This is a genomic window from Nocardia speluncae NBRC 108251 (assembly GCF_001613245.1).
GTDB classification, from domain to species: domain Bacteria; phylum Actinomycetota; class Actinomycetes; order Mycobacteriales; family Mycobacteriaceae; genus Nocardia; species Nocardia speluncae.
This window is the reverse complement of sequence record NZ_BDBZ01000020.1, coordinates 171,820-197,498: the sequence shown is the minus strand read 5'-3', so window position 1 is coordinate 197,498 and position 25,679 is coordinate 171,820. Positions and strand designations below refer to the sequence as shown.

The window sequence follows — 25,679 nt, the reverse complement described above, 5'->3', positions numbered from 1 at the left end:
ACACTACGGCCGATGTAGTAGACGGGTACCGTGGTAGCCGTGCCCGAAACCCCCCGCCCGACCGTGCACCGCCCGGCTCTGATCGTCCTGGCGGTTGTGCTCGCGGTGGCCGCGCTGGCGTTGGGCTGGTGGCAGATGGAGCGGTTCTCCTCGGCCAGCGGGACAGCGCAGAACCTCGGCTATGCCATGCAGTGGCCACTGTTCGGCGCCTTCGCGCTCTTCGCCTACTTCCGCTTCGTGCGGTTGGAGCAGGAAGCCGGGGCGCCGGATGCTGTCGACGGCGAATCCCCGGACCGGGCCACGGGCTCGCCGGGCACAGTCGGCGAAGCGGGAACAACGACAGCTACCGATGCCGAAACGGCCGGCAACGACGGACCGGCACGGTCCGGCCGCCGTGGCACCACCGCTGTCCGGGAACCGCGCGAGATCCCGGCGGGCTTTCTGCCGGAACGGCCGCGAGCCGCCCGCGACACCGACCCGGTGCTCGCCGAATACAACAGCTACCTCGCCCGGTTGAACGCCGGCGACCAAGCGGGCAGCGAAGCCCGCGATCCCGAGAGGAGCGCCGGTTGACCGCCAGCGAGAAAACCACCGTCGCCGCCGAGCCGGCCCGGCCCGCCGGAGACCGCAAGATCGCGGGCGCGCTCCTGCGCTACCGTGCGCTCGCGTGGATCACCGGCCTGTGGCTGCTGCTGCTCACCGCCGAGATGATCGCGCAATACGGGTTCGGCGTGGACACCCCGTCGTGGATCGCGCTGGTGCACGGCTGGGCGTACTTCATCTACCTGATCCTCACCGCCGACCTCGCCGTCAAAGTGCGCTGGCCGATCAAGCGCACCATCGGCACTTTGCTGGCGGGCACGATCCCGCTGCTGTCGTTCTTCGTCGAGCACCGCAACACTCAGCAGGTCAAACGCGACTTCGGAGTCTGATCGGGCGGCGTTCTCCGCTCAGTCGGCCAGCCGGGCGAGCGCGGGCAGTAGTTCGGTCAGCGCGCGGCCGCGATGCGAGGCCGCGTCCTTCTGAGCGGGGGTGAGCTGAGCGGCGCTGAGCTCACCGCCTTCCGGATGGAACAGCGGGTCATAGCCGAAGCCGCCCTCACCCTGCGGTGCGTACGCGATGGTTCCGGGCCATTCGCCGCGCACCACGGTCTCCGCGCCGTCCGGTAGCACCAGCGCGCACGCCGAGACGAAGTACGCGCCGCGGCGATCGCCGGGGACATCGGCGAGCTGTGCGAGCAGCAAGGCGTTGTTCGCGGCATCGTCGCCGTGGCGCCCGGCCCAGCGGGCCGACAGGACCCCCGGCATCCCGTTCAACGCGTCCACGGCGATTCCGGAATCGTCGGCGATACACGGCAATCCGGTCGCCCGAGCCCCGTCACGTGCCTTGGCCAGCGCATTCTCCTCGAAGGTCGCTCCGATTTCGGGCGCCTCCGGGTATTCCGGGACATCGTCGAGCCCGGCGATGTCGAGCCCGGCGACGCCGGCCTCGTCCAGGATGCGGCGCAGCTCGTCCAGTTTCTTGGCGTTGCGGCTGGCGAGCAGAACGCGACGGGTCATCTACTTCTTCTTCGCCGGTTCCGGAGCTTCGGGCAGCACACCCGGATAGGGCAGTGCCAGGGCTTCTTTCTGCACCGCGAACAGTTGCTCGCAGCCGGCCAGCGCGGAGTCCAGGAGCTTGTCGAGGGTGGAACGCGGGAAAGTCGCGCCTTCACCGGTGCCCTGGATTTCCACCAGGGTGCCGGTATCGGTGGCGACAACGTTCATATCGACCTCGGCGCGCGAATCCTCCTCGTACGGCAGATCCAGCCGGACCCGGCCGTCCACGACCCCGACGCTGACCGCGGCGATTCCGCAGGAAATGGGCTGCGGATCGGCCAGCCCGCCCGCTGCACCGAGGTAGGTGACGGCATCGGCCAGCGCGACATAGGCGCCGGTGATGGCGGCGGTGCGGGTGCCGCCGTCGGCCTGCAGGACATCGCAGTCGACGGCGATGGTGTTCTCGCCGATGGCCGCCAGGTCGATACAGGCACGCAGGGACCGGCCGACCAACCGGCTGATCTCCTGGGTACGCCCGCCGACCTTCCCCTTGACCGATTCCCGGCCGCTGCGGGTATGAGTGGCGGCCGGCAGCATCGCGTACTCGGCAGTGAGCCAGCCCGAACCGGAATCGCGCCGCCACGGCGGTACGCCCTCGGTGACGCTGGCCGTGCACATCACTCGCGTCTGCCCGAACTCGACCAGCACCGAACCGGCCGGATGCGTGGTGAAACCTCGGGTTATCCGTACCTCGCGGAGCTCGTCGTCCGCCCTGCCATCGGCTCGTCTCGACACGGGCTCAGCGTAGTGGGGAGCTCGTGTGCGTATCCGCGCGGGTCGTGGCGCGATGCGGCGCCGCGGGCGCGGGCGTTTTACAGCTCGAAGGTCTCGCCCGGTGTCACGGCGTGCACGGGGCCGGTGAATTCGGCCTTCGCTTCGGCGATGACGTCTTCCCGGGAAGTCCACGGCGGGATATGGGTGAGAAGCAGTTCCCCGGCCCCCGCCGCGGCCGCGATCCGGCCGGCTTCGGTACCCGAAAGATGGATGCCCTCGGGACGATTCGCCGGATCGTGGGTCCAGGAGGCCTCGGCCATGAGGACATCTGCGCCCTGGGCCAGTTCCTGAACGGCCGAGCAGACGGCAGTATCGCCGGTATAGACGAAGGTGCGCCCGGTGGCGGTGACGATCCGCAGGCCGTATGACTCCGGTGGATGGACCATGCGGCGCGCGGTGATGGTGTGGCCGGGGCCGAACTCGACCGTTTCTCCCTCGCCCCACGGACGGAAATCGATCACATCGGACCAGTCGTCGCATTCGCCGCCGACTTCGGCGGAAGCGTTACCTATCCGTACCGGCGCGTCCGACGGACCTCGGACGATGGCCTGCCCGGCGGGCGGCGTCGGGTGGTAGCGCCGCCAGACCAGCAGCCCCGGCAGATCCAGGCAGTGGTCGGCGTGGAGATGGGTGAGGAAGATTTCGACCTCGCCCGGATCGGCGTATCGCTGCAGCGCGCCGAGGATCCCGGGACCGAAATCGATGACCACCGGGGACATATCCGGGCCGGTGAGCAGGTAACCCGACGCTGGGGAATCCGGGCCGGACACGCTGCCCGAGCACCCGAGGACCGTGAGGCGCATGCTCCCATGCTGCCACGATGTTTCCCGATTCAAGACTGCATCCCCCGAAAATCCTGGCCGCATTCACGGTCACCGGGGTGGAACGGTTGTCCCGGTGCGCAGTTGCCGGCGGTGTCGACGTTCATCAGTGGAGAGTACCCAGCCGGCGATCAGTCCACCCATTGCGCCGAAAAGGTGCCCCTGCCAGGAGATTCCGTCTTGACCTGGGAGAACGCCCCACAGTAGGGAGCCGTAGAAGACGAGTATCACCACGCCGAGAACGATCTGTCCGATCCGGCGGGCGAACCAGCCGCGGCAGATCAGATAGGTGAGCCAGCCGAAGACCAGCGATGACGCGCCGATGTGCACGGTGTTCGCGCCGCCGGTGAGCCAGGTGCCCACGCCCGCGACGACCCAGATGATCGCGGTGGCGGCCAGCCCGCGGCCGATACCGGTGGCCAGTGTCAGGAAACCCAGGATCAGTACCGGCAGTGTATTGCCGATCAGATGGTCCCAGCTGCCGTGCAGCAGCGGAGCGAACAGGATGCCGTCCAGGCCGTCGACGGCGCGCGGTTCGATCCCCCCGGTGCAGTCGATGCAGTAGTCGATGATCGAATCCACCGATTCGATCAGATACAGCAGCACGACGAACGCGGCCATCACCACCGCGGCCCGACCGAAGGCTCGTCCGGTGGTGAACCGGGGCCGGCCGGCAGGGGCGCCCGTTCCACCACCGGGTGCCGGCCGGAGCGCGGAAATACGATCGGGGTCGAACGAAGCGCCCAGGGGTGCGCCACCGGTCATGACGATCCTCCTCCTCGGCGCACCGAAGCCGCTCCGCGCGCCTACCTCGAGGGTACTGGGTTCGTGGCGCCGCACTCGGCTGTGCGAGTCGGTGCCCTCGGTCTCGGTCGGGGATGTCGGCTATCCCGGCGGGCGGCCGGGAACCGAGGGCCGGAACCCGCAGGCCGGACGCGCCGTAGAACTCAAGCCCAGAGCTGGCCTTCGAGGCGTTCCTCGGCCTCCTCGAGGGTGCCGTCGTAGGCGCCGGTGGACAGGTATTTCCAGCCCCCGTCGGCGACGACGAAAGCGATATCTGCTCGTTCACCGGCCGCGGCGACCTTTCGCGCCACGCCCAGTGCCGCGTGCAGGATCGCGCCGGTGGAAATTCCGGCGAAGATGCCCTCTTCCAGCACCAGCTCGCGGGTCCGGCGGACTGCATCGTAGGGGCCGACGGAGAACCGGCTGGTGAGCACCGATTCGTCGTACAGCTCCGGGATGAAGCCCTCGTCGATATTGCGCAGTCCGTAGACCAGCTCCCCGTACCGGGGTTCGGCAGCGACGATCTGGATACCCGCGACCTTCTCCCGCAGGAACCGCCCGGTACCCATCAGCGTGCCGGTGGTGCCCAGACCGGCCACGAAATGGGTGATCTCCGGTAGGTCGGCGAGGATCTCCGGGCCGGTGGTCTCGTAATGGGCGAGGGCGTTCGCAGGGTTGCCGTACTGGTAGAGCATCACCCAGTCGGGGTTCGCCGCGGCGATCTCCTTGGCCTTGGCCACGGCCTGGTTCGAACCGCCCGCGGCGGGGGAATCGATGATCTCGGCGCCGAACATGGTGAGCAGCTGCCGCCGCTCCACCGAAGTGTTCTCCGGCATCACGCACACCAGGCGGTAGCCCTTGAGCTTCGCCGCCATGGCCAGCGAGATGCCGGTGTTGCCGCTGGTGGGTTCCAGGATGGTGCAGCCGGGGGTGAGCCGGCCGTCGGCTTCGGCCTGCTCGATCATGCGCAAAGCCGGGCGGTCCTTGATGGACCCGGTGGGGTTGCGGTCCTCGAGCTTGGCCCACAACCGCACCGGCAGCTCACCCTCCCACTGTGGGGAGAGATTGCGCAGACCGACCAGCGGCGTATTGCCCAGCGTCGCGATCAGGGATTCGTAGCGTGCCACCGGACCGTCAGGCCCCGCCCGCGACGGCCGGCAGAATCGTCACCGTCGCACCTTCGCCCACGGCGGTGCCGAGGCCGCCGGAGAACCGGACATCCTCGTCGTCGACATAGATATTGACGTAGCGGTTCAGCTTGCCCTCGTTGAGCAGGCGCTCGGCCAGACCCGGATGGTTGGCCTCCAGATCCTCGATCACCGCGGCAAGCGTGGACCCCTTGGCCTCGACGCGCTTCTCGCCCCCGGTGTGGGCGCGCATGATCGTCGGGATGGACACGGTGACCGGCATGGGTGCTCCTCGCTTGTTGTCTTCTCGGAAGTCGGTCGGAAATTGTGGGGGTCAGGCGGTTTCGTAGGCGGCGACGATCCGCACCGGTTCCTCGGTGACTTCGCCGTCGAGGATCCGGTAGCTGCGCAACTCGTGCTGCTCCGGGTCGCGGGTCGAGATCAGGACGTAGTGCGCGCCGGGCTCGGAGGCGAAGGAGATATCGGTGCGGCTGGGATAGGCCTCGGTGGCGGTGTGTGAGTGGTAGATCACCACCGGTTCCTCGTCGGCGTCGTCCATCGCCCGCCACACCTTCAGCTGCTCACCGGAGTCGAACCGGTAGAACGTCGGGGAACGCTCGGCGTTGATCATCGCCACGAACCGCTCGGGACGGTCGGCTCCCTCGGGCCCCGCGATGATGCCGCAGGCTTCGTCGGGATGGTCGGCACGGGCGTGCGCAACCATCGCATCCACCAGGTCGGCCCTGATCACGAGCACAATCGAACCTCTCCACACATCGTCTCGGCTCTCGCCGACCCATCACAGCCGACAACCGTCGACGATATTCGCCTATTCCCGAGTCCTGGAGTTCAGCTGCCGAACAGCTCGCTGTAGGACGGGATACCCGCCACCGATACTGCCGAACGGATCGCGTCGACCACCGCCCGCTCCACGCAGACCGCGGCGGCCGTGCACAACTCGTCGAGCAGCGGGAGGTCGCCGGGGAAGGTCGCCGGAAGGGCAGGAAGGTCCGGGGGTGTCGCCGTGCCGGTGGCCAGAGCGAAGAACGTATCGCCGTCGAGAGGGGAATGCGCCGGTCGTACGGCCCGCGCCAAACCATCGTGCGCGGTGGTGGCGAGGCGGCGGCAGCCCAGAGTGTCGAGCGGTGCGTCCGTGGCGACCACGCCGATCGTGGTGTTGAGGACGGTGCTCTTCACCGGGAGCGCATTGGCCGCGGCCAGCTGTTCCGGTGTGGCCGGCCGGAACCCGGCGAACTCGGGTCCGTCGGTGCCGACACCCCACGGCAGCCCGGTGCGGGGGTCGAAAACCGATCCGACCGGGTTCGCGACCACGAGCGCGCCGACAGTGACGCCGGCGGCGATACCGTCGGTGAAGCGGATACTCGCGCTGCCGATACCGCCTTTGAGCGCGCCGGCCTGCGCGCCGGCTCCCGCGCCGACGGACCCGCGCAGGAAATCGGGTCCGGCTGCTTCCGCGGCGTGATAGCCGAACTCGGCAGTCGGGCGGGTGGACCAATCGCCGACCGGCAGATCGAAGATCACGGCGCCCGGCACGATCGGCACCACACGGGTGGGGTCGGCCGGGTCCATCGGGATGCCCTCGCCGTGTTCCTCCAGCCAGCGCATCACACCGTCCGCGGCGGCCAGGCCGTAGGCACTTCCACCGGTGAGCAGGATCGCGTGCGCGTGCCGCACGGTATTGGCGGGGTCGAGCAGATCGGTTTCCCGGGTGCCGGGGCCGCCACCGCGCACATCCACCGCGGCGACCGCCCCGCCCGGCGCGCGGACCACCGTGCTGCCGGTGGCGGCGCCGGAACCCCGGGTGGCGTCGGGGTCGAGGACGTGGTGGTGGCCGACCAGCAGGCCGGCGATATCGGTGAGCGCGTTGAGCGGTCCGGGTGCGCCGGTCACGGGGCCATTGCCTGCAATAGGGAGTCCTGCATCCAGGTGAGCCAGTGATAGACGTCCAGATGCGGGGCGCGGGGGTCGTCGGGCGGGAACTGTTCGGGGGTGTCGGCGTCGATTTCCAGGACCACGCCCAGGGCCAGCCGGATATCGGTGAGGGCGGCGAGCCAGGCGTCCGCTTCCTCCGGTGTCAGTGCGATCTTGCCGCCGTCCTCCGGCACGGTGCGCAGGACGACGCCCGCGGCCGCCAGTTTCTCGTCGATGATCTCCGGTTCGTGCAATCCCCGCAGGGCGCTGTTGAGATCGGCGCGATCGGCGTCGGGGGAGCCGGGTTCGGCACGATGGAAATCGGGGAGCAGCCGGGCCAGCCGGGGATCGTCCGGCGGGAGGGTGTTCCCGCTGCGCAGACCGGTGAGTGCGGCGAGCTCGTCCTCGGGGGCGGACGACGCGCGCTCACCGAGCAGGCCGGAGACCGCGCCGACCAGCGAGCGCAGCACGCTCGCTTCGCGCGCGTCCAGCTCCGACCGCAGCTTGAGACCGCCCAATGAGTTCTTCCGGCTCCATTTACGCACGTCGCTACGGTAACCGTCCGATCAGTCGTCTCGTTGCATGGTCGCCCACAGTCCGGCCGCGTGCAACCTGCGGACATCCTGTTCCATTTTGTCCCGCGAACCGGACGATACGACGGCTCTGCCCTCGTTGTGCACTTTGAGCATCAGCTCGGTCGCCTTGGCTTTGCTGTAGCCGAACAGCTTCTGGAAGATATAAGCGACGTAGTGCATCAGGTTGACCGGATCGTCCCACACCACGGTGACCCATGGGCGGTCCTCGGCCTCCAGGATCTCGGTGGCTTCCACGGCCTCGGGGGTTGCCTGAGCCGCCGACAACGTAGCGCCGGCGGCGCCTACGCGGACCTCGATCGTCCGGGAGCGGGGTGCTGTGTTGCACAGGGCCATGAAACCAAGGGTACGACTCGCGGAGTAATTCACAACACCCGGAGCAGGAACAATACGGCTGCGTCTGGCCCGGCGAAGGTCCGCGCGGTACACCCTGGAAAGCGGGTGCCGGATTGCTCTTCGTCCCGGGCGTGGCGGGTGGTTCACCTGATCGGTGGCCGCGCCTGTTTACAGTGGACAACCGTGGACCCGCGCGATACCGCCGGCAGCAGCGCGCTGCTCACCGACCAATACGAGCTCACGATGCTGGCGGCCGCGCTGGCCGACGGTTCCGCGGTGCGGCGCTGCACCTTCGAGGTGTTCGCCCGGCGTTTGCCACACGGCCGCCGCTACGGCGTGGTGGCCGGGACCGGTCGTTTCCTCGATGCCCTGACCCGCTTCCGGTTCGGCGAAGCGGAGCTGGAGATCGCCGCCGGGTTCCTGGACACCGCCACCATCGACTGGTTGCGGAATTACCGTTTCACCGGCGATATCGACGGCTACCCCGAAGGGGAACTGTATTTCCCGGGATCACCGATCCTGTCGGTGACGGGGACCTTCGCCGAATGCGTCGTACTGGAGACCTTGGTGTTGTCGGTCCTCAACCACGACAGCGCGATCGCGTCCGCGGCCGCCCGGATGGTGAGCGCCGCGGGCGGGCGCCGCATGATCGAGATGGGGTCGCGGCGCACGCACGAACTGGCCGCACCGGCCAGCGCCCGCGCGGCCTATCTGGCCGGTTTCCACGCGACCTCGAATCTGGAGGCCGTACGCCGCTACGGAGTGCCGGGTGCCGGCACCAGCGCGCACGCGTTCACTCTCGTGCACAGCGGACCCGACGGGGAGCATGAGGTGGAAGCGTTCCGCAGTCAGGTGGCGGCGTTCGGCCCGGGAACGACACTGCTGGTCGATACCTTCGACATCACCCGCGGTGTCGAGCTCGCGGTGCAGGTGGCCGGACCGGAGCTGGGGGCGGTGCGAATCGATTCCGGTGATCTGGGCGTGCTCGCCCGGCAGGTCCGGCAGCAACTGGATGAACTGGGCGCGGTGAACACCCGTATCGTGGTCTCCGGCGATCTGGACGAATATGCGATCGCGGCGCTGCGCGCAGAACCCGTGGATGCCTATGGCGTCGGTACCCAGCTGGTCACCGGTTCGGGTGCCCCGACCGCCGGCATGGTGTACAAGCTGGTCGAGGTCGAGGGTTTGCCAGTGGCCAAGAGGTCCAGCCACAAGGAGTCGCGGGGTGGGGCGAAACGGGCGATACGACTGGCCCGGCCCACCGGGACGATTGTGGAGGAGATCGTCTACCGGGCGGCAGGCGATCCGCCGGACCCCGGTGCTCTCGAGGTCCGTGATCTGATGGTTCCACTGGTCGGCGGCGGCGAGGTGCTCGACCATCCGACGCTCGTCGAATCCCGTGGCTTGGTGGCCCGCGGTCTGGTGAGTTTGCCGTGGGAGGGCCTCAAACTGTCCGACGGCGACCCGGCGGTCTCCACCACCTTTGTGGCCTGACCGCCCGGTGCGGAGGAAACTGACACTATGAAACGTGCGCTGATCGTGGTGGATGTGCAGAACGATTTCTGCGAGGGCGGTTCCCTCGCGGTGACCGGTGGGGCCCGTGTCGCTGGGTTGATCAGCGAATATCTGCGCGACGCCGACTACGACGCGGTGGTGGCTACGCGAGACCACCACATCGATCCGGGCGCGCATTTCTCCGAGTCCCCGGATTTCGTGGACAGCTGGCCACCGCACTGCCGAGTCGGAACGCCCGGTGCGGAATTCCATCCGGATTTCGAGACCGGTGCCGTGCAGGAAGTTTTCTCGAAGGGGGAGTATTCGGCCGCCTACTCGGGGTTCGAGGGGGCCGCGTCCGACGGCACACCACTCACCGAATGGTTGCGTGCCCACGGCATCACCTCGGTGGATATCGCCGGGATCGCCACCGACCACTGCGTCCGGGCCACCGCCTTGGACGCGGTCGGGGCCGGGTTGACCACCCGGGTTCTGCTCGGCCTGACCGCGGGCGTCGCCCCGGCGACGGTGGAATCGGCCCTGCACCAGCTCGATCGGGCCGGGGTCGAGCTCGCGGGTGCCGTCGCGGGCGCCTGAATTCGCGCCCGGTGCGGTCACGTCTGTCGGTGCGCCGGGGCACAATTCGTTCATGACTGCTTCCGGGGATGATGCACGCGCCTACGCTCTTTCGCTGCCGGAAACCAGCGAGGAGTTCGCCTGGGGGATGCCGATCTTCCGGGTGGAGCGCCGGTTGTTCCTCACTCTGCCCGAAGACGAGACTTCGATGGCGGTGCGCTGCCCGATTGTCGACCGCGACGAACTGGTGGTCGCCGAACCTGCCAAGTTCTGGATTGCGGGTCACGAAGCGGGGAATGCGTGGGTCCGGGTGCGGCTGTCCGCTCTCGACGATCACGACGAATTGCGGGCGATAATCCGCGATTCGTGGCGCCAGGCAGCCCCACCTCATGTGCTGGAACTTGTCTGACCTGCCCTACGGGGGTGAGGAGCATTTTCGCCCGATCCGGCGCCGAGGAGCTACCGGCGAGCCGGCGCGACGTCTTTTTCTGGACGGGATGGCTCCGTAAATCTCGAAGCCGTGTCGCATTCACGCAGTCACGGCGGCCCCCAGGCCCGCAAGCTCGCGCCATTCCGGCATCGGCAGCTCGGCAGGGGTGGCAGTCAGCACCTGGAGACATACATGGTCGGCGCCGGCCGCGAGGTGCTCGCGTACCCGCCGCTCGATAGCGTCGACATCACCGTAGGCGACGATCGCGTCGACAAGACGATCACTCGGGCCGCCGACGATATCGGCGTCGCCGAAGCCCAGTCGCCGCACATTCGCCTGCTGATGCGGCGCCGCCTCGACATATCCGGCGACATGTGCCCGGGCCAGCGCACGTGCGCGGGTCCGGTCGGTGTCCAAGACCACGGCCTGCTCGACGGCCAGGACCGCGTACGGACCCATGATTTCGCGCGCGAGCGCGGTGTGTTCGACGGGGACGAAGTAGGGATGTGCGCCCCAGGTACGTTCGGCGGCCAGTCCGAGCATCTTCGGTCCGAGCGCGGCGAGTACGCGGCGCGGCGCGGGGCCGGGAACGGGGCCGTGGTGCGGTACGGCGTCCATCGCATCCAGATAGTCACCCATCACCGCCAACGGCCGGTTCCCGATCGCAGGCATCGGGTAGCCATCGACCATGCCGGTTTGCCCACCGACCCGGTGACCGCCGAGTCCGAGCAGGAAGCGACCGGGAAACGCGTCGCCGAGAGTGCGTTCCGCGGTCGCCATCGCGATCGGATCACGGAAGGCGATATTGGCGATCCCCGCGGCGACCGTAATGCGCTCGGTCGCGGTGAGTAGCAGCCACGCCTGCCCCATCGCTTCCCGGCCGAACGCCTCACCGAACCACAGTGTGCCGTAACCGAGTTCCTCGAGTTCGGCCGCCGCCTCGCGGACTCGCCCGGCGGGCTGGCTCTCGAACGCGAACGTCCAGATTCCGACGCTGCCCAGTTGTCGTTCCGTCACAGTTTCTCCCAGACCTTTCCGGAGAGGTTCTCCGATTTTCTCGAGGTACGATACGGAGAACTTCTCCGGATGACAAGGGTAGGTATGCGAGCCGACGCACAGCGCAACTATGAGCGCATGTTGAGCGCCGCCGCTGAGACGTTCGCCGAGGAAGGGCCGGACGCCTCGCTCAACGAGATCGCCCGTCGCGCGAAGGTCGGGCCAGGCACGCTCTACCGGCACTTCCCCAACCGGCAGGCACTGTTGGCCGCCGTACTCCGCGAACGCATCGAAGCACTGGGCGCGCGGGCGGAGGAACTGATGTCGACAACCGACCCGGACAACGCGCTCCGCGAATGGTTGCGAGCCTTCCTTACCCACGCGCGAGCCGACCACGGCCTAGGGGGCGCCGCACTGACCGAGCCGGTCGACCTGGGGTTCGACTGTCACGCCAGGATTCACGAAGCCGCCCATGCGGTCGTGGCCCATGCCCAGCACGCGGGCAGCGTGCGCGCCGATGTCCACGCCCGCGATGTCGTCCAGCTCATCGTGGGCATCGCTTTGACCACCTCCCGTGGCTCCGACTCCGACCGGCCCGAACACCTCCTGGGCCTCGTCACGGACGCGCTCTACGAGCGCCGTCGGGACTCGACGAGTTCCTGAGTCTCCCGGTCGTTCACGCGCACCGTTTCTGTCCGGTTTCCGATGTCGGTGCCGGAAGGGTTTCCTTGTCTCCTCATACTCGTGTGCGTATATTCGTAGACGAGTAAGGAGGGTGTATGGCGAAGAAGCGCAAGGTGGGCAATCTGCTGGCGCTGGCCGTGCTCGCGGTCATGCAGGACGAGGCCATGCACCGGTACCAGATCGCGGCGCGGCTACGTGAGTACGGCAAAGACCAGGACATGGACATCAAATGGGGGTCGCTGTACACGGTGGTGCAGAACCTGGCCAAGGCCGGTTTCCTCGAGGTGGTAGGCAGTGAGCGCGCGGGGACACGGCCCGAACGAGTGATATACCGGATCACCGACGCCGGCCGGGCCGAACTCGTGGACTGGACTCGGGAACTGATCGCCGAACCGGAGCCCGAACGCGGCCGCTACGTCGCCGGTCTATCGATCCTTGCTGTGTTGCCGCCCGGTGAGGTGGCCGAGCTGCTGGGCCGCCGGCTTGCTGTGCTGCGAGAGCAGATCGCGCAGGTGAAGAAGGAATTCGCCGACCTCTCCGCGAAGCTACCGCGCCTGTTCCTCATCGAATCGGAGTACGGTCTGGCCGTTCTGGAGGCCGAGGCCGAATGGACTCGCGCCCTGCGTGCCGAACTTCTCGACGGAACCTTCCCCGGCCAGGCGGAATGGCAGTCATGGCACAGCCGCGGCGGCGTGGATACCGCGCGTGCCCGCGAATACGTGGAAGGAGCTGATACCGGCCACTGATTCATACACCGGGCCCGATGGTGGTGCGCCAACACCACCATCGAGACCGGATCACCGTCTCGGACCGTGCCCGCACAACGCACACCCGGCCGCGAGTTTGGCAGAACACAGGATAACCGGGAGGCGGGACGCAGGGCGGTTCGGTGACGTACGGCGCCGCCACCGGGCGGTGCCGGCGACTCTGCATCTCTCGAGGAGTACTCCTGTGTCCAGAACAGAAACCGCCCTGGTGATCGGCGGTGGGATTGCGGGGCCGGTGGCGGCCACCGCACTGCGCAAAGCGGGCATCGACGCCCATGTCTACGAGTCCTATCCGGGGCCGGCCTTCACGATCGGCAGCGGGCTGGCCCTGGCGCCCAACGGTGTGGCCGCGCTGGACGTGATCGGTGCCGGCGACGCGGTTCGCGATATCGCCGTGCCGGTACCCCGGATGTGCCTGTCGGTCGGCGGCAAACTGCTGCCCGCACCCAGCCTCCCGGACCAGCCGCCACTGCAGTTGGTCGATCGCGGTGAACTGCATCGGGTGCTGCACGACCGGGCCGCGGCGGCCGGGGTTCCGGTCGAATACGGCAAACGCCTGGTGGCGGCCGACCACACAGCGGAGGGGGTCACCGCGCGGTTCGCCGACGGCAGTACCGCCACCGCCGACGTACTGGTCGGGGCCGACGGAATCCGGTCCACCGTGCGCCGCCTGATCGACCCCTCCGCCCCGGGCCCGGATTTCACCGGGATGCTCGGTTTCGGTGCCACGGTCGGATGCGATATCGCGACACCGGCGGAAACGATCGTCTTCGCCTACGGGAAACGTGCCTATTACCTGTATTGGCCGCTCGGTGACGGCCGCATCGGCTGGGGCGCGAATCTGCCGAGCGCGGAATATCTTTCGCTGACCGAGGCGCGCGATACCGCACCGGAGCGTTGGCTGGAGATCCTGCGTGACACCTACGGCGAGGACCATCCGGGCGGCCCGCTCGCCCGGGCGACCACTCCGGAACAGCTGGAAATCACCGGTGCGCTGCACATCATGCCGCCCGTACCGCACTGGTACCGGGACCGCATGGTGTTGATCGGCGATGCGGTGCACGCTCCGTCCAACAGTTCCGGGCAGGGCGCTTCGCTCGCGATCGAGAGCGCCATCCAGCTGGCCCGCTGCCTACGCGATCTACCCGATCCCGACACCGCTTTCGCGACCTACGAGCGGTTACGCCGCTCCCGGGTGGAAGGGGTGGCAGCTCGCGCCGCCAAGATCAACCACAGCAAGACCCCCGGACCCGTCGCACGCAAGATGATGCAGCTCATCATGCCGATCATGGCCCGGACGATGAACCCGGAGAAATTGGCCGGCACCGAACAGCGCTACCGCATCGATTGGGAGGCACACGTGTAGACATCGTGCGTACCGCAGGTATCGGCGGGTCCGGTCAGATCGTGGCGATACGTTGGATCGACTGCAATACGCTGTGGATTCGGGGAGGTGCCGTGCTCGTCCGGACGGCTTTGGCAGCTGTATTGCTGGGGCTGGGGCTACTTGTTCGGGAAATCTTCGGATTCGCTGCGAGCCTCGGCCTGTTCGCGGTCGCCGCGATGCTGGTGGTGGCTGCCGTGGGCCGGTATCGGCCCCGCCGCAGGTCCCGGCGGGCCAGGTCGTGGTCGGCGTTCGCGGGCGGTGCGGGCGCCGGCTCCTGGTTCGCCGGCGACGTCGGCGGCGGAGACAGCGGCCGCAGATGGGGCGCGGGGTGTGGTGGTGGGGGCGGCGGAGGTGGCGGGGAATGACTTTCGCCGTCGGTACCGACTAATCTCTCTACGAGGGGCCGTTCTTTCCGGGGAGGTACCGTGCTCGTTCTTCTGGTGGTGGCCACCGCCTTGATGGGCTTCATCCTGATGGATACCGTCGGCCCGGCCACGGGGGCATGGCTTCTCGTGGTGTCGGTGGTGCTGGCGATTACGGCCGCGGTGCGCAGATATCGGCGGAACCGGGCGCCGTTGCGCGCCAAGAAGTGGTCGGCGGGCGCGGGCGCCGGCTCCTGGTTCGTCGGTGGCGGGGGCGGTGGCTGCAGCGGAAGCAGCGGCTGTGGTGGGGGTGGAGGTGGCGGCGGAGGGGAATGACCTCCGCCGCCTCAGCACTCGAACGGAACCGTGTTGCCCGCGGCGTCGCGGGTCCCGCTGGTTTTCGCGATCGCGTCCGCCAGTTCGGTGCACGAATTCCAGGTGCGCGGTGGGGTGTCATCGAGATTGCCGATCGTGTACCACTGCTCGGTTTCGCGGTAGCGGACCAGACCGTAACCGCCGGGGTCGAGGGTGATATCCAGGGCACCGGATATCGTCCCGGCTTCCCGGGTCATGACCGATGTCTTACTCGGCAACTCGATGACTTCGGCTATTTGAACTCACCTCGTTCTACGCAATCGTCCACGGCGGTGCGGAGTGCGGTCTGCTCGTCCTTGTCGACGCTCAGTCCGTACTTTAGCTTGACCTGCACGTAGTGCGAGATATATCCACACCGGAAACTTCCCGGCGGCAGATAGTCGGCAGGGTCCTGATCGCCTTTGGAGCGGTTCGCGGAGGGATCGGAGGCGATGAGATTCTGCGCGTCGTTGGCGATGCGGCGCCGGGTATCGGTGTCCAGGCCCTTGGCGCCGGACCGCCAGGCTTCGGCGAGTGGGACGATATGTTCAGCGTCCACACCGGATGATTCGGTGATGAATTTGTACGGTTTCAGCTGTCCGGTCTTGGCATCCATGACGCCGTAGGTGTCCTGCCAGCCGCCGCCCTTGCCGATTTTCAGATCGCAGGTCTTCGGGTCCAGGGTCACCTCGCCGGTGGCGTCGCGCAGCATCATCACCTCGCGGGTGGTGCATTTGCTGTACTGGGCGAATTCGGTGCCGAAACCGTGTTCGGCGTCGGCGTTGTCCCAGTGCGGGAACTTCTCCCGGCTGTAGCCGGCCATAGCGGCCTCGGTCTCGACGGGGAGACGGTCCAATGCGGACTGTACGTCGGCGGCCGCGGCGCTCGGGGCGTCCGCCGCGCCGGCGGCGGGATCGGTTGTGCTGTCGCGTCCTTCGAGGAAATAGCCGCCGGCCAGGATGATCACGATCAGGATCGGTACCGCGACGGTCGCGAATCTGCGAACCGGGGCGGGCAGTGCGGACAGCAGCGATTTCACCGTGCCACCTCCGCGAATCGGGCGCCGATGGGCGAAACGCCCGATTGTTCATATGTTGTGGGCTTCAACGAAATTCCTTGCCGAGGTGCCGGGATGTGCCGAGCGTCAAGCTACCCCCTCGCCCAGCTAACCTGAAGCTACTCTCGGGTGTGAGATTCGGCATAGCCTATCCACGGCACCACCCCCGAGTCGCCGTGCCGGCGCCGACTCGGGAGTGGGCCTGTCACGAACGAGAGCTTGCGTCCCGGTGCGATTCGCGGCCCGGTTGTCCGGACCGGGTACCGCGCCGCCGCCCGCGGGGCTTGATGAGGGGGAGCCCCGTGGTCGCCGGCGCACCGGATGTGCTCGTCGTGACGTCTGTGGGCCGGAAGGTTTCCGGCTGTTTTGTGGTGTGATGTGGTGGTAAATCACCGAAGGCTGGTGTGCACCGGCCGGTGGTTCGTGAAAAGCATAGGGAATTCCCAAGTTTGGGAGCCAACCGGGGGTGGGTTACCGCTCGGTTCAGCTCGCTGCCTCGTCGTCGGGGATGATCTGGGCGGTCGGCGGGATGCCGGTATCGAGGAAATGGATCAATCGCGCTATTCGGTCGGTGTGCTCCAGGCTACTCGCCAGCCGGTGTCCGGCCAGGGCGAGCGCGATGGCGGTATCGGTCGGATCGCCGGTGTTCGAGAGTGCAGTGTGCAGCTTCCGGTTCAGTGTCCGCATGGCCGCGGCGGCGTCCTCGTCGACCACGCTGGACCGGCCGCTCGTTACCGCACGCTCGGCCTGTTCGGTGGCCGCGGCGGCGAGTTCCGCCATGGCGCAGAGTGGGTCGAGAATCGGTGCGACGGCGACGGGTTCGGGATGGCTCAGGTACACCTGATCGGCAACCCGGCTGAAAAGGTGGCCGATCCGGGACAATTCACCGGCGATCTGGATGGCGGTGACAACATGGCGCAGATCGCGCGCCACCGGCGCCTGGAGTGCCAGTAGGACGACGGTGCGGGCCTCGCAGGCGCCGTGCATGGTTTGTAGGCGTTCGTCGAGGGCGAAGACCTCGTAGGTCGCGGTGAGGTCTGCCCCGGCGAGGGCGGCGGTCATACGTTCGGCCGCCTCGTGGGTGATGCGGCACATCTGGGTCAGATCCGCGGTCAACGCGACGAGCTCGTTGGTGAACTGAGTTCGCACGGGGGAATTGTCGCCCATTGTGTGCGTATCGGTCGAATGTTCCGCTCGATCGGTTCCCGGGGCCGCCCGAGCGCGGGTGCGGGGCGAATTACCGGCGTATGTGATTGCCTGAGTTTGCAGGGTGTAAATTCTGGTAGAACCTGTTCTCATTCAGTGTGTCGTGTCGAGTGGCACGACACACAATCGATTACCTGCCATGCGAAACGGCATTTTTCCGTGTCCACTGTCACACTGCCGCAAATTTGTTTGTCACCTCCCGTAACGATTAGCTTGCTCTCCATTGGCATCGATGCCGGACCGGAGAGATTGAGCGCATGAACTTCGCAACATTGCGTGCCCTCGTGGCGGTATACGGATCTCGGCAATGACTCCCGAGAGCCAACCCGCGGCGATCGATACGGACCGGCCCTCCGGCTCCACCGAACCGCAACCCACCCGCCGCACCGAAACCGCGCGGGAAATCGTCGGTAAGAACTTCTCGGGCACCATCGTGTCCTCGGTAAGGACCTTCGGCCGGGGCGTCGGAATGGCCCGGGAATCGGTCGGCGGCGCGGTCTCGGACCTGGCCCGCGGCCACTTCCAATGGCAGGAAATGCTGGTGCAGGCATGGCGGTTGGTGACGGTCACCGCGTTGCCTGCCATCCTGATGGCGGTGCCGTTCGGCGTGATCGTGTCCGTTCAGGTCGGCAACCTGATCCACAACCTCGGTGCCGATTCGCTGATCGGTGCCACCGGCGGCCTCGGTGTGATCAAACAGGGCGCGCCCTTGGCCACCGGCTTTCTGCTCGGCGGCGCCGGGGCGGCGGCGATCGCGGCCGATCTGGGTGCCCGCACGATCCGCGAGGAGATCGATGCCCTGAGCACCATGGGGATCAGCCCGGTGCACCGGCTGGTGATCCCGCGCATGGTGGCGATGCTGCTGGTCGCGCCGCTGCTGAACATTCTGGTGATCTTCGTCGGGATCGTCGCCGGTTATCTGGTGGCGATCGGCGGTCAGGGTGTCACACCCGGCTCGTACTGGGCCGCTTTCGGATCGTTCACCACCGCCGCCGATGTCTGGGTTTCGCTGCTCAAGGCGGTGATCTTCGGCTTCCTCGTGGTGATCATCGCCTGCCAGCGCGGGCTGGAAGCAAAAGGTGGGCCGCGCGGGGTCGCCGATGCCGTGAACGCCGCAGTGGTCCTCTCGATCGTCGCGATCGTGATCGTCAATCTGGTCATGACCCAGGTGACCGCCATGTTCCTGCCCACCAGGCTGGCGTGATGGCCGCGACCTCGTACGCCCCGAAGGGGCTCGGATTCCTCGCGCGCTACTTCCGCCGCGGCAGCCGGATTCTGGGCGCGGTGGATTCGCTGGGATTCGCCGCCGTGTTCTGCTGGCAGGTGCTGTCGTCGATTCCGCTGGCACTGCGCCGCTACCGCGGCGAAACACTGCGGATCATCACGAATATGACGTGGGGGCGTGGTTCGGTCATCGTCGGCGGCGGAACGGTGCCCATGATGATCGTGCTGGGACTCGTGATCGGCGCGTCGATCGGGGTCGAATCCTTCGCCACCCTCGACATGCTCGGCATGGGGCCGGTCACCGGGATCGTGTCGGCCTTCGCGACCACACGTGAATTGGCGCCGATCGCCGCCGCAGTGGGTTTTGCCGCGCAGGCCGGCTGCCGGATCACCGCGGAAATCGGATCGATGCGGATCTCCGAGGAGATCGATGCCATCGAGGCACTGGGCCTGCGGTCGGTGCCGTTCGTGGTGACCACCCGAGTGATCGCCGGCGCCATTGCCATCGTGCCGACCTTCCTGATCGCGCTGATCGGCTCCTACTTCGCCTGCCGCGGCCTGATCACCCTGGTACACGGGCAGTCCGCCGGCGTCTACGACCATTACTTCTTCCAGTTCATCGCGGGATTCGACATCATCGCGGCCACCGTGAAGGTCGCGGTGTTCGGCATCGTGGTGATCTGCGTGCACAGCTATTACGGATTCTTCGCCACCGGTGGACCCGAAGGTGTCGGTATCGCCTCGGGCCGTGCGGTCCGTGCCAGTTTCGTTGCCATCATCGCCCTCGACATGGTCCTGACGATCGTGCTGTGGGGATTCGACTCGGCGATCAGCTTCACGGGATAGGGACAGATGCCGAAGTACGGAATGCCCGGGGTCGCCGCTGGTCCGCGTAGTGCGCGGCGGGTCGGCGTACTGGTCGTCGCGGTGCTCACGGTCGTCACCCTCGCGGGCTACGGCTACCGGTCGATCACCTCCGACGACGGGCTGCGGGTCGCGTTGCGCACCGAGCAGATCGGCGACGGAGTGGTTACCGGAACGCTGGTGCGGGTGGACGGCGTGCAGGTCGGGGAGGTCACCGATATCGCGCCGGCGGGCCGCGGCACCCAGCGGATCAGCCTTTCTCTCGACGAGAACCGGTTACACGGGATCGACGACAGCATGGTGGTGGACTACGCACCGGCCAACCTCTTCGGTATCAGCGAGATCGAACTACGGCCCGGAGGCGGTGGTACGCCGCTGCGTTCCGGTGCGGTGGTGGATCTGACCGGCCGGCGGGCCGCCGACGTATACGACGCCACCATGGGCGCCCTGCTGCGCAGTATGTCGCAGACCAGCGGCACCGTGCTCACCGCCGATATGGCGCGCGTGATCTCCCAGGCCGCGGCGGATGTCAAGGCGTTCACCCCGCTGGCGGAGGCGCTGATCACGGCCGGCCGGGTGATCGCCGAACACCAATCGATGCCGGCGAACGAACTGGTGGGGCAGCTGGGTCCGGCGTTCGAGGGCGGCGGCCAGTTCGCCGGCGCCACCATCGAGGTACTGGACCAGATCGTGGATATCGACGTACTGCGCACGAACCGGGCCGATTTCGACGCCGGGGTGAAGGCCCTGACCGGCGATATCCTGCCCGCCCTGACCGCCACGATGAACAGCGCGAGCCAGCTGTCCGGATACACCGATATGCTCGCGCCCACGCTGAACCTGCTGGCCCTGGCCGTGCCGGACCCGCAGCAGTCGGCCGCCGATCTGCGCACCCTGCTCACTCGGCTGGGGGTCGCGTTCAAGGAGGGGCCCGACGGGCCGGTGCTCGACCTCGAGGTCGAAGTGGACGGGGTCGAGGGAGGTCGGCGATGACCGCGCGGCGCGCCGCCTGGCGGCTGGCCCTGTTCGCCGGCGTGATGGCGTTGGTGCTGGCCCTGGTGATCGGGGCCATCGAACGGCCGGTGGACGGCGAGACCGAAACCCACCACGCCCTGTTCACCGACGCCAACGGATTGAAAACCGGTGACGATGTGCGGATGTTCGGTGTGCAGGTCGGCAAAGTCGAAGCCGTGACGCTGGATGGCGACCGGGCGAAGATCCGGCTCACCGTCACCACCGACACTCCCGTCTACGACAACAGCATCCTCGCCATCCGCTACCAGAATCTGACCGGCCAGCGCTATATCGACCTACAGCAGCAGCCGGCCCCGGGGGCCCGGCTTGCCGGCGGCACCGATATCGGGCCGCAGCAGACCATTCCGTCGTTCGACGTGACCAGCCTGTTCAACGGCCTGCAACCGGTCCTGGCGACCTTGTCGCCCGAAGCGATCAACCAGTTCACCGAGAGCATGCTCGCGGTGATCGAGGGCGACGGCGCGGGAATCGGCCCGGCGCTGGACGCTATCGGCACACTCAGCGAATACGTCGAGGACCGCCAGCATCTCATCGGGACCGTGGTGCGCAACATGTCCGACCTCGCCGAACGGGTGGGCGGCCGGCTGTATCACCTGGTGCCGTTGCTGGCCCGGCTGACCGATATCTTCGAGGCGCTGCAACGCAATGTCGGCGGGCTCGCGGATTTCGCGATGAGCGCGCCGTCGGTCCTGGAACCGGTGGATCGCCTGCTGGCCGCGCTGGGGCTGAGCCCGGAGATGGGCCCCGATATCGATGCGATGATCCGCAACCTGTTCCCGGACCCGCAGCAGGCTCTCGACACGTTCGGCCGGCTGCCCGGTTTGCTGGCCGCGGTGGATACCGCGCTCCCGCGGACCCCGTCGGGTTTCCGGCCGGAGTGCAGTAAGGGCGATGCCGAGGTTCCGGCCCCGGTGCGAGTCCTGATCGGTGGGCAGCAGGTGGCGATATGCAACGGATGAGCTTCGGCCGGTTGAAGTCGGCATCGGGTCGCTGGTTCGATCGGCACCACTCGATCACCGACGAACCCACGAATCTGCGTAGACAACTGCGGTTGGGGATCGCCGGTATCTGCACGGTGGCGGTGCTGGGTGTGGCGGTCGGCGCGCTGTATGTGATCCCGCTGGGAAAGCACACCTACACCGCCGAACTCAGTGAGGCACAGTCGGTGCGGGCCGGCGACGATATCCGGTTGGCCGGGGTCCCGGTGGGGGAGGTGGAATCCCTCGAGCTGGAACCGGATCGGGTGCTGATGCGGTTCACCGTGGACCGCGATGTTTTCGTCGGCGACCGGAGTTCGCTGGATATCCGCATGCTCACGCTGGTCGGCGGCCACTACGTCGCCCTGTTCCCGGCCGGGGACACCCCACTGGGCGACCACCCGATTCCCGCCGACCGCGTACGCCTGCCGTACAGCCTGATGGAAACCTTCCAGGACGCCACGGCGCCGCTGCGGGAAACCGACGGCGACACCCTGCGCCGTAACCTCGCCGCACTCGACACCTCCATCGACGGCGCACCGGAAACGCTGCGCAGCGTGCTGGACACCGTCGGCAGCTATCTCGACGCCATCGAACGTCAGCGCACCCAGGTATCGAACGCCATCGCGACCGCCGACGAATACGTGACCATGTACGACGGCGCGAAAACCGATCTGGGCCGGTTGATGGACAACGTCACTCTGATGGAGACAGTGCTGCTGGACAAACGCGCCGAACTTCGTCAGGCCCTGGGCTTGCTCAGCTCGGTGGTGCAGCGGGTCACGGCTCTGGCTCCGAGCTGGGATCAGACACTGAAACCGAAGGTGCAGCAGCTCGCCGACGCTCTGCCGCGGCTCCAGGAGTACGGCAACCAGCTGGAACCGATGATCGACGCGGCGCAGAGCCTGAGTGCGAAACTGCGCGAACTGGCCGGGCCCGGCGGTGTGCAGGTCGATCAGTCGGGAACCACGGTGACCGCACCCGGCCTGGATCCCGGTGCCGTTGTCTGCGTTCCGCTGCCCGGGAAGGTGTGCTGATGCTGAAACGGGCACTCGCCTCGCCGGCCCTGATGTCGATCGCGGGAGCGGTGGTACTGGTGCTCCTGGTGTCCGCTGCCTATGTGATCGCGGTCGAACCGTTCAAACAGACCCGCGCTTATTGCGCTGTCATGCCCGACAGTATCGGCCTGTACCAGGGCAACCAGGTGTCGATGCGGGGTATCACGGTCGGTTCGGTGACCCGGATCGCGCCGGCCGGCGCGAAGGTGCGCGTCGATTTCGAGGTCGACGCCGACCATCCGGTGTACGCCGGCGCGGGTGCTACCACCGTGTCGGACACCGTGGTCGCCGACCGGGAACTGGCGGTGCTGCCGGGCGCGAACACCGCCGACGAGCACGATCCGGGGCAGTGCCTCACCAACACTCTGACGCCGAAGAGTCTCACCCAGACCGTGACCGCGCTGGCCGAGCTCTCCGATCAGATCGGCGGAACCGAGAACCGGCCGAATGTACTGGCGGGCGGCCTGGACGCACTGGATTCGGCCTCGGCCGGCACCGGCCCGCAGCTCAACGATCTCATCAACCAGCTGGGCCGGGTCCTGGAATCCCCGGACGCCGATATCGCCCATCTGGCCGGTATCTTCGACGCCTACGCCTCGGTGTCGAACAAGGTCGCCGAGCACTGGGGTGATCTGAAACTCATGCTCACCCGGTTGGCGCCGACACTGGAGATGTCGCATGCGGAGCTGCTCACGCCGGGGATCGAGCTGTTCGACGGGCTGCACGAAATCCTGCCGATGCTCAACGATCTGTCGGTGATCCTGGCGGACCCGTTGCTGGCCGGTCTGGACAATCTGGTGCCGCTGGTGAAACTACTGCGCGCCAACGTGGGGTCACTGAGCGAGATCGTCGCCACCACACCGGTACTGACCTCGGCGCTGCGCACCGTCGCCGATCCGGCGACCGGTGCGCCCGGCCTCACCTATGCACCGCCCCGGATCGCGATACCGCAGCAGCACGCGGAACAAGTGTGCGCCGCGGTGAACGCGCTCTCGCCCGGCCGCTGCGCCGGGGCGGCCGACGGCATGGTGGACCTGGATCTGGTGCGGCTGGTACTGGGATCGGCGGGTGCGCGATGACACCGAGAATTTTTTTCGATCCGGCGCGGCGCATCACCTTCGATCGCACCCGGCTGCGGCGCGGATTGGCGGTCTGCGGACTCGCCGCGTCCCTGGCCGTCTCCGGATGCGCATTCGACCCCTCCGATATCCCGGTTCCCGGTGCCACGGTCACCGGCGGGAGTTATCCGCTGCGTATCGAATTCGCCAATGTCTTGAATCTGCCCGCGCGGGCGAAGGTCATCGCCAACGGTGCGCAGGTCGGCAACGTGGAACAGGTCGAGGTGGTGCCCGGCGACGGGACGGCCACCGGCTACGTGGTGGTGGATATCGAGGTCGGCGACGAAGTCGAACTCCCGGCCACCACCATCGCGGAGCTGCGCCAGAACACCGTGCTCGGCGATATCCACGTTGCGCTGACCACCCCGCCCGACGGCTACGACACACTGCTGTCCCCGGGAGACACCATCACCCGTGACCGCACGAAACCACCGGTCCAACTGGAGGACACGATGGCCGCGATCGCCTTCTTCGTCAACAGCGGCGCGGTCGGGGATCTGCAGGACATCGTCCACCGGATCAATTCGGTGCTGCCGCAGGACCCGGCGCAAACCCAGCAGATCGCGCAGGTGCTGGCCACGGATGCGGTGGACTTGGCCGCACATCTGGACCAGGTGGATCTGCTGCTCAACGGTGTGGCCGAGAACGCGGAGGTCATGCACGGGATCCAGGACGAGCTGGACAATATCCTGCGTCCCGAATCGGTGCAGCAGATGAACGACGCGACGGCGTCGATCGCCGGGGTGACCGAAATCTTCGGCGGCCTGGGCCCGGTGGGACAGTCGTTGAGCTGGCTGGCGCCGCTGGCGCAATCCGGAGGTGCGGCCGCGGCGGCGTTCGTCCCGCTGGCCACCGGGGGACCGCTGGATCTGCGGCAACCCTCGAATCTGAACATGCTGGTCGCGCTGCTACGGGACAAGATCATCCCCTTCGTGGAGAACGGCCCGAAGGTCGATATCAGTGCCGTCCGCACACCGGGACTGTCCACCGGCGATCAGGTGAACCGGATCATCGAAACCCTGCGCATGATCGGAGCCGTCCGATGAAACTGGGTCCATTGGTGTCGCTGGGCGGTATCGCGGCCGTTACGGTGCTCGGCGCGAGCTATCTGACTTTCGGTGTGGTGCGCGCCGACCCGTTCCGCGACTACCTGAACGCCTCCCTGGTCCTCGAGGATTCCGGCGGTCTGGGCGTCGGCTCACCGGTCCTGCTCACCGGTATCGAAGTCGGCCGCGTGACCGCGGTCGACCGCGTCGCCGGCGGCGTGGAAGTCGGTTTCCGGGTGCAGGATTCGCACCGGCTGCCCGCCGACAGCGTCGTCACTATCGAGCACCTGTCCGCGCTCGGCGAACCCTATGTGCAGTTCGCGCCGAAAACCGGTGCCGGGCCTTATATATCCGACGGGCAGCGGCTGGAATCGGAAGATATTCACAGCCCGCTGTCCATCCCTGAGGCCGCCCGTATGGTGACCCGGACCATGAACCAGCTCGACCCGGCCACGATGGGCTCGCTGGTTCGCACCATGAGCGAGGCCCTGCACGGCACCGACGCGGTGATCCCGGAAATCACCCGCGCCGCCGACCTGCTGGCCGCGGCCATCATGTCCCGCGAACCGCGGATCGCCGAATTGCTCGACAACTTCGAAACCGCCGCCGCCGACGCCGCATGGGCGGGACCCGCCACCTCTGCGGCCGCCACCGAATTCACCAGGTTCGCCGAAGTCCTCGACGATTTCGTGGAATCGGTCGGCAGGGTCACCGGAGCCGAGGGGTCGCCGGAGAAGTACCTGGCGGACGGCGGGGTCGTCCCGCTACTGGAGCGCCTGCGCACCGTACTCGACGAAATCGGCCCCGAACTCGCCGCCCTGCAACCCGGTCTGGCTCCGCTCGCGGAGAGTCTGGGCAACACTGCGCCGCAGGTGAACATCAGTAGCTTGATCGAGCAGGCGCTGGCGAGTACCGACGAGGACTCCGTGCAGGTCCGAGTCGGGCTGAGGTAGTTTGCGCCGGCTCGCCGCGCCGGCGCTACCGCACCGCGCAATCACCACAGCGCCCGGGTTCGGGCACCGTGGTCCCGTTGCGGCGGGTTCGTTTTCCGAGCGGTGGCCCGGTATCGCACTGTGCGGC

General features: G+C 67.5%; 32 protein-coding genes. 18 read left to right on the top strand and 14 right to left on the bottom strand.

Features of this window, described 5'->3' with window-relative positions:
• Nucleotides 1-39 precede the first annotated feature (39 nt).
• Both NS6_RS36355 and NS6_RS19975 read left to right on the top strand, forming a co-directional pair.
• Nucleotides 40-573: a transcriptional regulator gene (locus tag NS6_RS36355; RefSeq protein ID WP_307648014.1), complete on the top strand. Its 534-nt coding sequence runs from the start codon at nucleotides 40-42 to the stop codon at nucleotides 571-573.
• A complete protein-coding gene (locus tag NS6_RS19975; protein ID WP_068043889.1) occupies nucleotides 570-932 on the top strand; it encodes a DUF3817 domain-containing protein in 363 nt (120 codons plus the stop codon). The genes NS6_RS36355 and NS6_RS19975 overlap by 4 nt, the downstream gene beginning before the upstream one ends.
• Before the next feature lie 18 nt (nucleotides 933-950).
• Here the strand turns inward: NS6_RS19975 and rdgB are convergent, their stop codons facing one another.
• The 10 genes from rdgB to clpS form a co-directional block, all read right to left on the bottom strand.
• Nucleotides 951-1,559, bottom strand: a complete 609-nt coding sequence (gene rdgB, locus NS6_RS19970) for an RdgB/HAM1 family non-canonical purine NTP pyrophosphatase (RefSeq protein ID WP_068043887.1) — start codon at nucleotides 1,557-1,559, stop codon at nucleotides 951-953.
• Nucleotides 1,560-2,333, bottom strand: a complete 774-nt coding sequence (rph, locus tag NS6_RS19965; RefSeq protein ID WP_068043884.1) for a ribonuclease PH — start codon at nucleotides 2,331-2,333, stop codon at nucleotides 1,560-1,562.
• 77 nt (nucleotides 2,334-2,410) lie between these two features.
• Nucleotides 2,411-3,175: a cyclic nucleotide-degrading phosphodiesterase gene (locus NS6_RS19960; RefSeq protein ID WP_068043883.1), complete on the bottom strand. Its 765-nt coding sequence runs from the start codon at nucleotides 3,173-3,175 to the stop codon at nucleotides 2,411-2,413.
• Between the two features lie 69 nt (nucleotides 3,176-3,244).
• On the bottom strand, nucleotides 3,245-3,958 hold the full coding sequence (locus tag NS6_RS19955; RefSeq protein WP_084471224.1) for a rhomboid family intramembrane serine protease: 714 nt from the start codon (nucleotides 3,956-3,958) through the stop codon (nucleotides 3,245-3,247).
• A 182-nt stretch (nucleotides 3,959-4,140) separates the two neighbouring features.
• Nucleotides 4,141-5,103, bottom strand: coding sequence for a PLP-dependent cysteine synthase family protein (locus tag NS6_RS19950; protein ID WP_068043881.1), 963 nt, complete (start codon nucleotides 5,101-5,103; stop codon nucleotides 4,141-4,143).
• A gap of 7 nt (nucleotides 5,104-5,110) precedes the next feature.
• Nucleotides 5,111-5,386, bottom strand: a complete 276-nt coding sequence (locus NS6_RS19945; RefSeq protein ID WP_068043879.1) for a MoaD/ThiS family protein — start codon at nucleotides 5,384-5,386, stop codon at nucleotides 5,111-5,113.
• A gap of 51 nt (nucleotides 5,387-5,437) precedes the next feature.
• Nucleotides 5,438-5,860: a M67 family metallopeptidase gene (locus NS6_RS19940; protein WP_068043877.1), complete on the bottom strand. Its 423-nt coding sequence runs from the start codon at nucleotides 5,858-5,860 to the stop codon at nucleotides 5,438-5,440.
• A gap of 92 nt (nucleotides 5,861-5,952) precedes the next feature.
• Nucleotides 5,953-7,014 carry a P1 family peptidase gene (locus NS6_RS19935; RefSeq protein ID WP_068043875.1) on the bottom strand — a complete coding sequence of 354 codons (1,062 nt, stop codon included), beginning with the start codon at nucleotides 7,012-7,014 and terminating at the stop codon, nucleotides 5,953-5,955.
• Nucleotides 7,011-7,580, bottom strand: a complete 570-nt coding sequence (aosR, locus tag NS6_RS19930; protein ID WP_068043873.1) for an oxidative stress transcriptional regulator AosR — start codon at nucleotides 7,578-7,580, stop codon at nucleotides 7,011-7,013. The genes NS6_RS19935 and aosR overlap by 4 nt, the downstream gene beginning before the upstream one ends.
• Before the next feature lie 21 nt (nucleotides 7,581-7,601).
• A complete protein-coding gene (gene clpS, locus NS6_RS19925) occupies nucleotides 7,602-7,964 on the bottom strand; it encodes an ATP-dependent Clp protease adapter ClpS (protein ID WP_068043871.1) in 363 nt (120 codons plus the stop codon).
• 183 nt (nucleotides 7,965-8,147) lie between these two features.
• Here clpS and NS6_RS19920 point away from each other — a divergent pair, with 183 nt between their 5' ends.
• Genes NS6_RS19920 through NS6_RS19910 form a run of 3 tightly spaced genes read left to right on the top strand, consistent with a single transcriptional unit; the run spans nucleotide 8,148 to nucleotide 10,443 of the window.
• Nucleotides 8,148-9,458, top strand: coding sequence for a nicotinate phosphoribosyltransferase (locus NS6_RS19920; protein ID WP_068043869.1), 1,311 nt, complete (start codon nucleotides 8,148-8,150; stop codon nucleotides 9,456-9,458).
• A 27-nt stretch (nucleotides 9,459-9,485) separates the two neighbouring features.
• Nucleotides 9,486-10,055: a nicotinamidase gene (locus tag NS6_RS19915; RefSeq protein ID WP_068043866.1), complete on the top strand. Its 570-nt coding sequence runs from the start codon at nucleotides 9,486-9,488 to the stop codon at nucleotides 10,053-10,055.
• A gap of 52 nt (nucleotides 10,056-10,107) precedes the next feature.
• On the top strand, nucleotides 10,108-10,443 hold the full coding sequence (locus NS6_RS19910; protein WP_068043992.1) for an MmcQ/YjbR family DNA-binding protein: 336 nt from the start codon (nucleotides 10,108-10,110) through the stop codon (nucleotides 10,441-10,443).
• A 120-nt stretch (nucleotides 10,444-10,563) separates the two neighbouring features.
• On the opposite strand, the gene NS6_RS19905 is transcribed toward NS6_RS19910, so the two are convergent.
• Nucleotides 10,564-11,481 (bottom strand): TIGR03620 family F420-dependent LLM class oxidoreductase, encoded by a 918-nt coding sequence (locus NS6_RS19905; protein WP_068043864.1) that lies wholly within the window; start codon nucleotides 11,479-11,481, stop codon nucleotides 10,564-10,566.
• Between the two features lie 69 nt (nucleotides 11,482-11,550).
• Between NS6_RS19905 and NS6_RS19900 the strand changes: the two genes are divergently transcribed.
• The 5 genes from NS6_RS19900 (at nucleotide 11,551) to NS6_RS19880 (ending at nucleotide 14,996) form a co-directional block, all read left to right on the top strand.
• Nucleotides 11,551-12,123, top strand: a complete 573-nt coding sequence (locus tag NS6_RS19900) for a TetR/AcrR family transcriptional regulator (protein WP_068043862.1) — start codon at nucleotides 11,551-11,553, stop codon at nucleotides 12,121-12,123.
• A gap of 116 nt (nucleotides 12,124-12,239) precedes the next feature.
• Nucleotides 12,240-12,890, top strand: coding sequence for a PadR family transcriptional regulator (locus tag NS6_RS19895; RefSeq protein WP_068043860.1), 651 nt, complete (start codon nucleotides 12,240-12,242; stop codon nucleotides 12,888-12,890).
• A gap of 205 nt (nucleotides 12,891-13,095) precedes the next feature.
• Entirely contained in the window at nucleotides 13,096-14,277 is a 1,182-nt protein-coding gene (locus NS6_RS19890; protein ID WP_068043859.1) for an FAD-dependent monooxygenase, read from the top strand.
• A 5-nt stretch (nucleotides 14,278-14,282) separates the two neighbouring features.
• Nucleotides 14,283-14,663, top strand: coding sequence for a hypothetical protein (locus NS6_RS35480; RefSeq protein WP_068043856.1), 381 nt, complete (start codon nucleotides 14,283-14,285; stop codon nucleotides 14,661-14,663).
• Nucleotides 14,664-14,723: 60 nt separating this feature from the next.
• Nucleotides 14,724-14,996: a hypothetical protein gene (locus NS6_RS19880; protein WP_068043854.1), complete on the top strand. Its 273-nt coding sequence runs from the start codon at nucleotides 14,724-14,726 to the stop codon at nucleotides 14,994-14,996.
• Between the two features lie 11 nt (nucleotides 14,997-15,007).
• Here NS6_RS19880 and NS6_RS19875 read toward each other — a convergent pair whose 3' ends face one another.
• The 3 genes from NS6_RS19875 to NS6_RS19865 all read right to left on the bottom strand — a co-directional run bounded on the left by NS6_RS19875 (nucleotide 15,008) and on the right by NS6_RS19865 (nucleotide 17,220).
• Nucleotides 15,008-15,232: a hypothetical protein gene (locus NS6_RS19875; protein WP_084471223.1), complete on the bottom strand. Its 225-nt coding sequence runs from the start codon at nucleotides 15,230-15,232 to the stop codon at nucleotides 15,008-15,010.
• 35 nt (nucleotides 15,233-15,267) lie between these two features.
• Complete coding sequence (locus NS6_RS19870; RefSeq protein ID WP_068043849.1) at nucleotides 15,268-16,053, bottom strand: HNH endonuclease family protein; 786 nt, start codon at nucleotides 16,051-16,053, stop codon at nucleotides 15,268-15,270.
• A 501-nt stretch (nucleotides 16,054-16,554) separates the two neighbouring features.
• On the bottom strand, nucleotides 16,555-17,220 hold the full coding sequence (locus NS6_RS19865) for a phosphate signaling complex PhoU family protein (protein WP_245669424.1): 666 nt from the start codon (nucleotides 17,218-17,220) through the stop codon (nucleotides 16,555-16,557).
• 364 nt (nucleotides 17,221-17,584) lie between these two features.
• Between NS6_RS19865 and NS6_RS19860 the strand changes: the two genes are divergently transcribed.
• From NS6_RS19860 to NS6_RS19825, 8 genes are read left to right on the top strand one after another with little or no spacing between them, the layout of a single operon-like run.
• Entirely contained in the window at nucleotides 17,585-18,481 is an 897-nt protein-coding gene (locus NS6_RS19860) for an ABC transporter permease (protein WP_084471222.1), read from the top strand.
• The gene (locus tag NS6_RS19855; RefSeq protein WP_068043845.1) at nucleotides 18,481-19,347 is read left to right on the top strand and encodes an MlaE family ABC transporter permease; all 867 of its coding nucleotides are present in this window, start codon (nucleotides 18,481-18,483) and stop codon (nucleotides 19,345-19,347) included. The genes NS6_RS19860 and NS6_RS19855 overlap by 1 nt, the downstream gene beginning before the upstream one ends.
• A gap of 6 nt (nucleotides 19,348-19,353) precedes the next feature.
• Nucleotides 19,354-20,358: an MlaD family protein gene (locus tag NS6_RS19850; protein ID WP_068043843.1), complete on the top strand. Its 1,005-nt coding sequence runs from the start codon at nucleotides 19,354-19,356 to the stop codon at nucleotides 20,356-20,358.
• Nucleotides 20,355-21,359 carry an MlaD family protein gene (locus tag NS6_RS19845; RefSeq protein WP_068043841.1) on the top strand — a complete coding sequence of 335 codons (1,005 nt, stop codon included), beginning with the start codon at nucleotides 20,355-20,357 and terminating at the stop codon, nucleotides 21,357-21,359. The genes NS6_RS19850 and NS6_RS19845 overlap by 4 nt, the downstream gene beginning before the upstream one ends.
• Entirely contained in the window at nucleotides 21,347-22,414 is a 1,068-nt protein-coding gene (locus NS6_RS19840) for an MCE family protein (protein WP_245669423.1), read from the top strand. Before NS6_RS19845 ends, NS6_RS19840 begins: the two co-directional genes overlap by 13 nt.
• Entirely contained in the window at nucleotides 22,414-23,514 is a 1,101-nt protein-coding gene (locus NS6_RS19835; protein WP_068043989.1) for an MlaD family protein, read from the top strand. Before NS6_RS19840 ends, NS6_RS19835 begins: the two co-directional genes overlap by 1 nt.
• On the top strand, nucleotides 23,511-24,599 hold the full coding sequence (locus tag NS6_RS19830) for an MlaD family protein (protein ID WP_084471221.1): 1,089 nt from the start codon (nucleotides 23,511-23,513) through the stop codon (nucleotides 24,597-24,599). Before NS6_RS19835 ends, NS6_RS19830 begins: the two co-directional genes overlap by 4 nt.
• Nucleotides 24,596-25,552 carry an MlaD family protein gene (locus tag NS6_RS19825; RefSeq protein ID WP_068043837.1) on the top strand — a complete coding sequence of 319 codons (957 nt, stop codon included), beginning with the start codon at nucleotides 24,596-24,598 and terminating at the stop codon, nucleotides 25,550-25,552. The genes NS6_RS19830 and NS6_RS19825 overlap by 4 nt, the downstream gene beginning before the upstream one ends.
• Nucleotides 25,553-25,679: the final 127 nt, after the last annotated feature.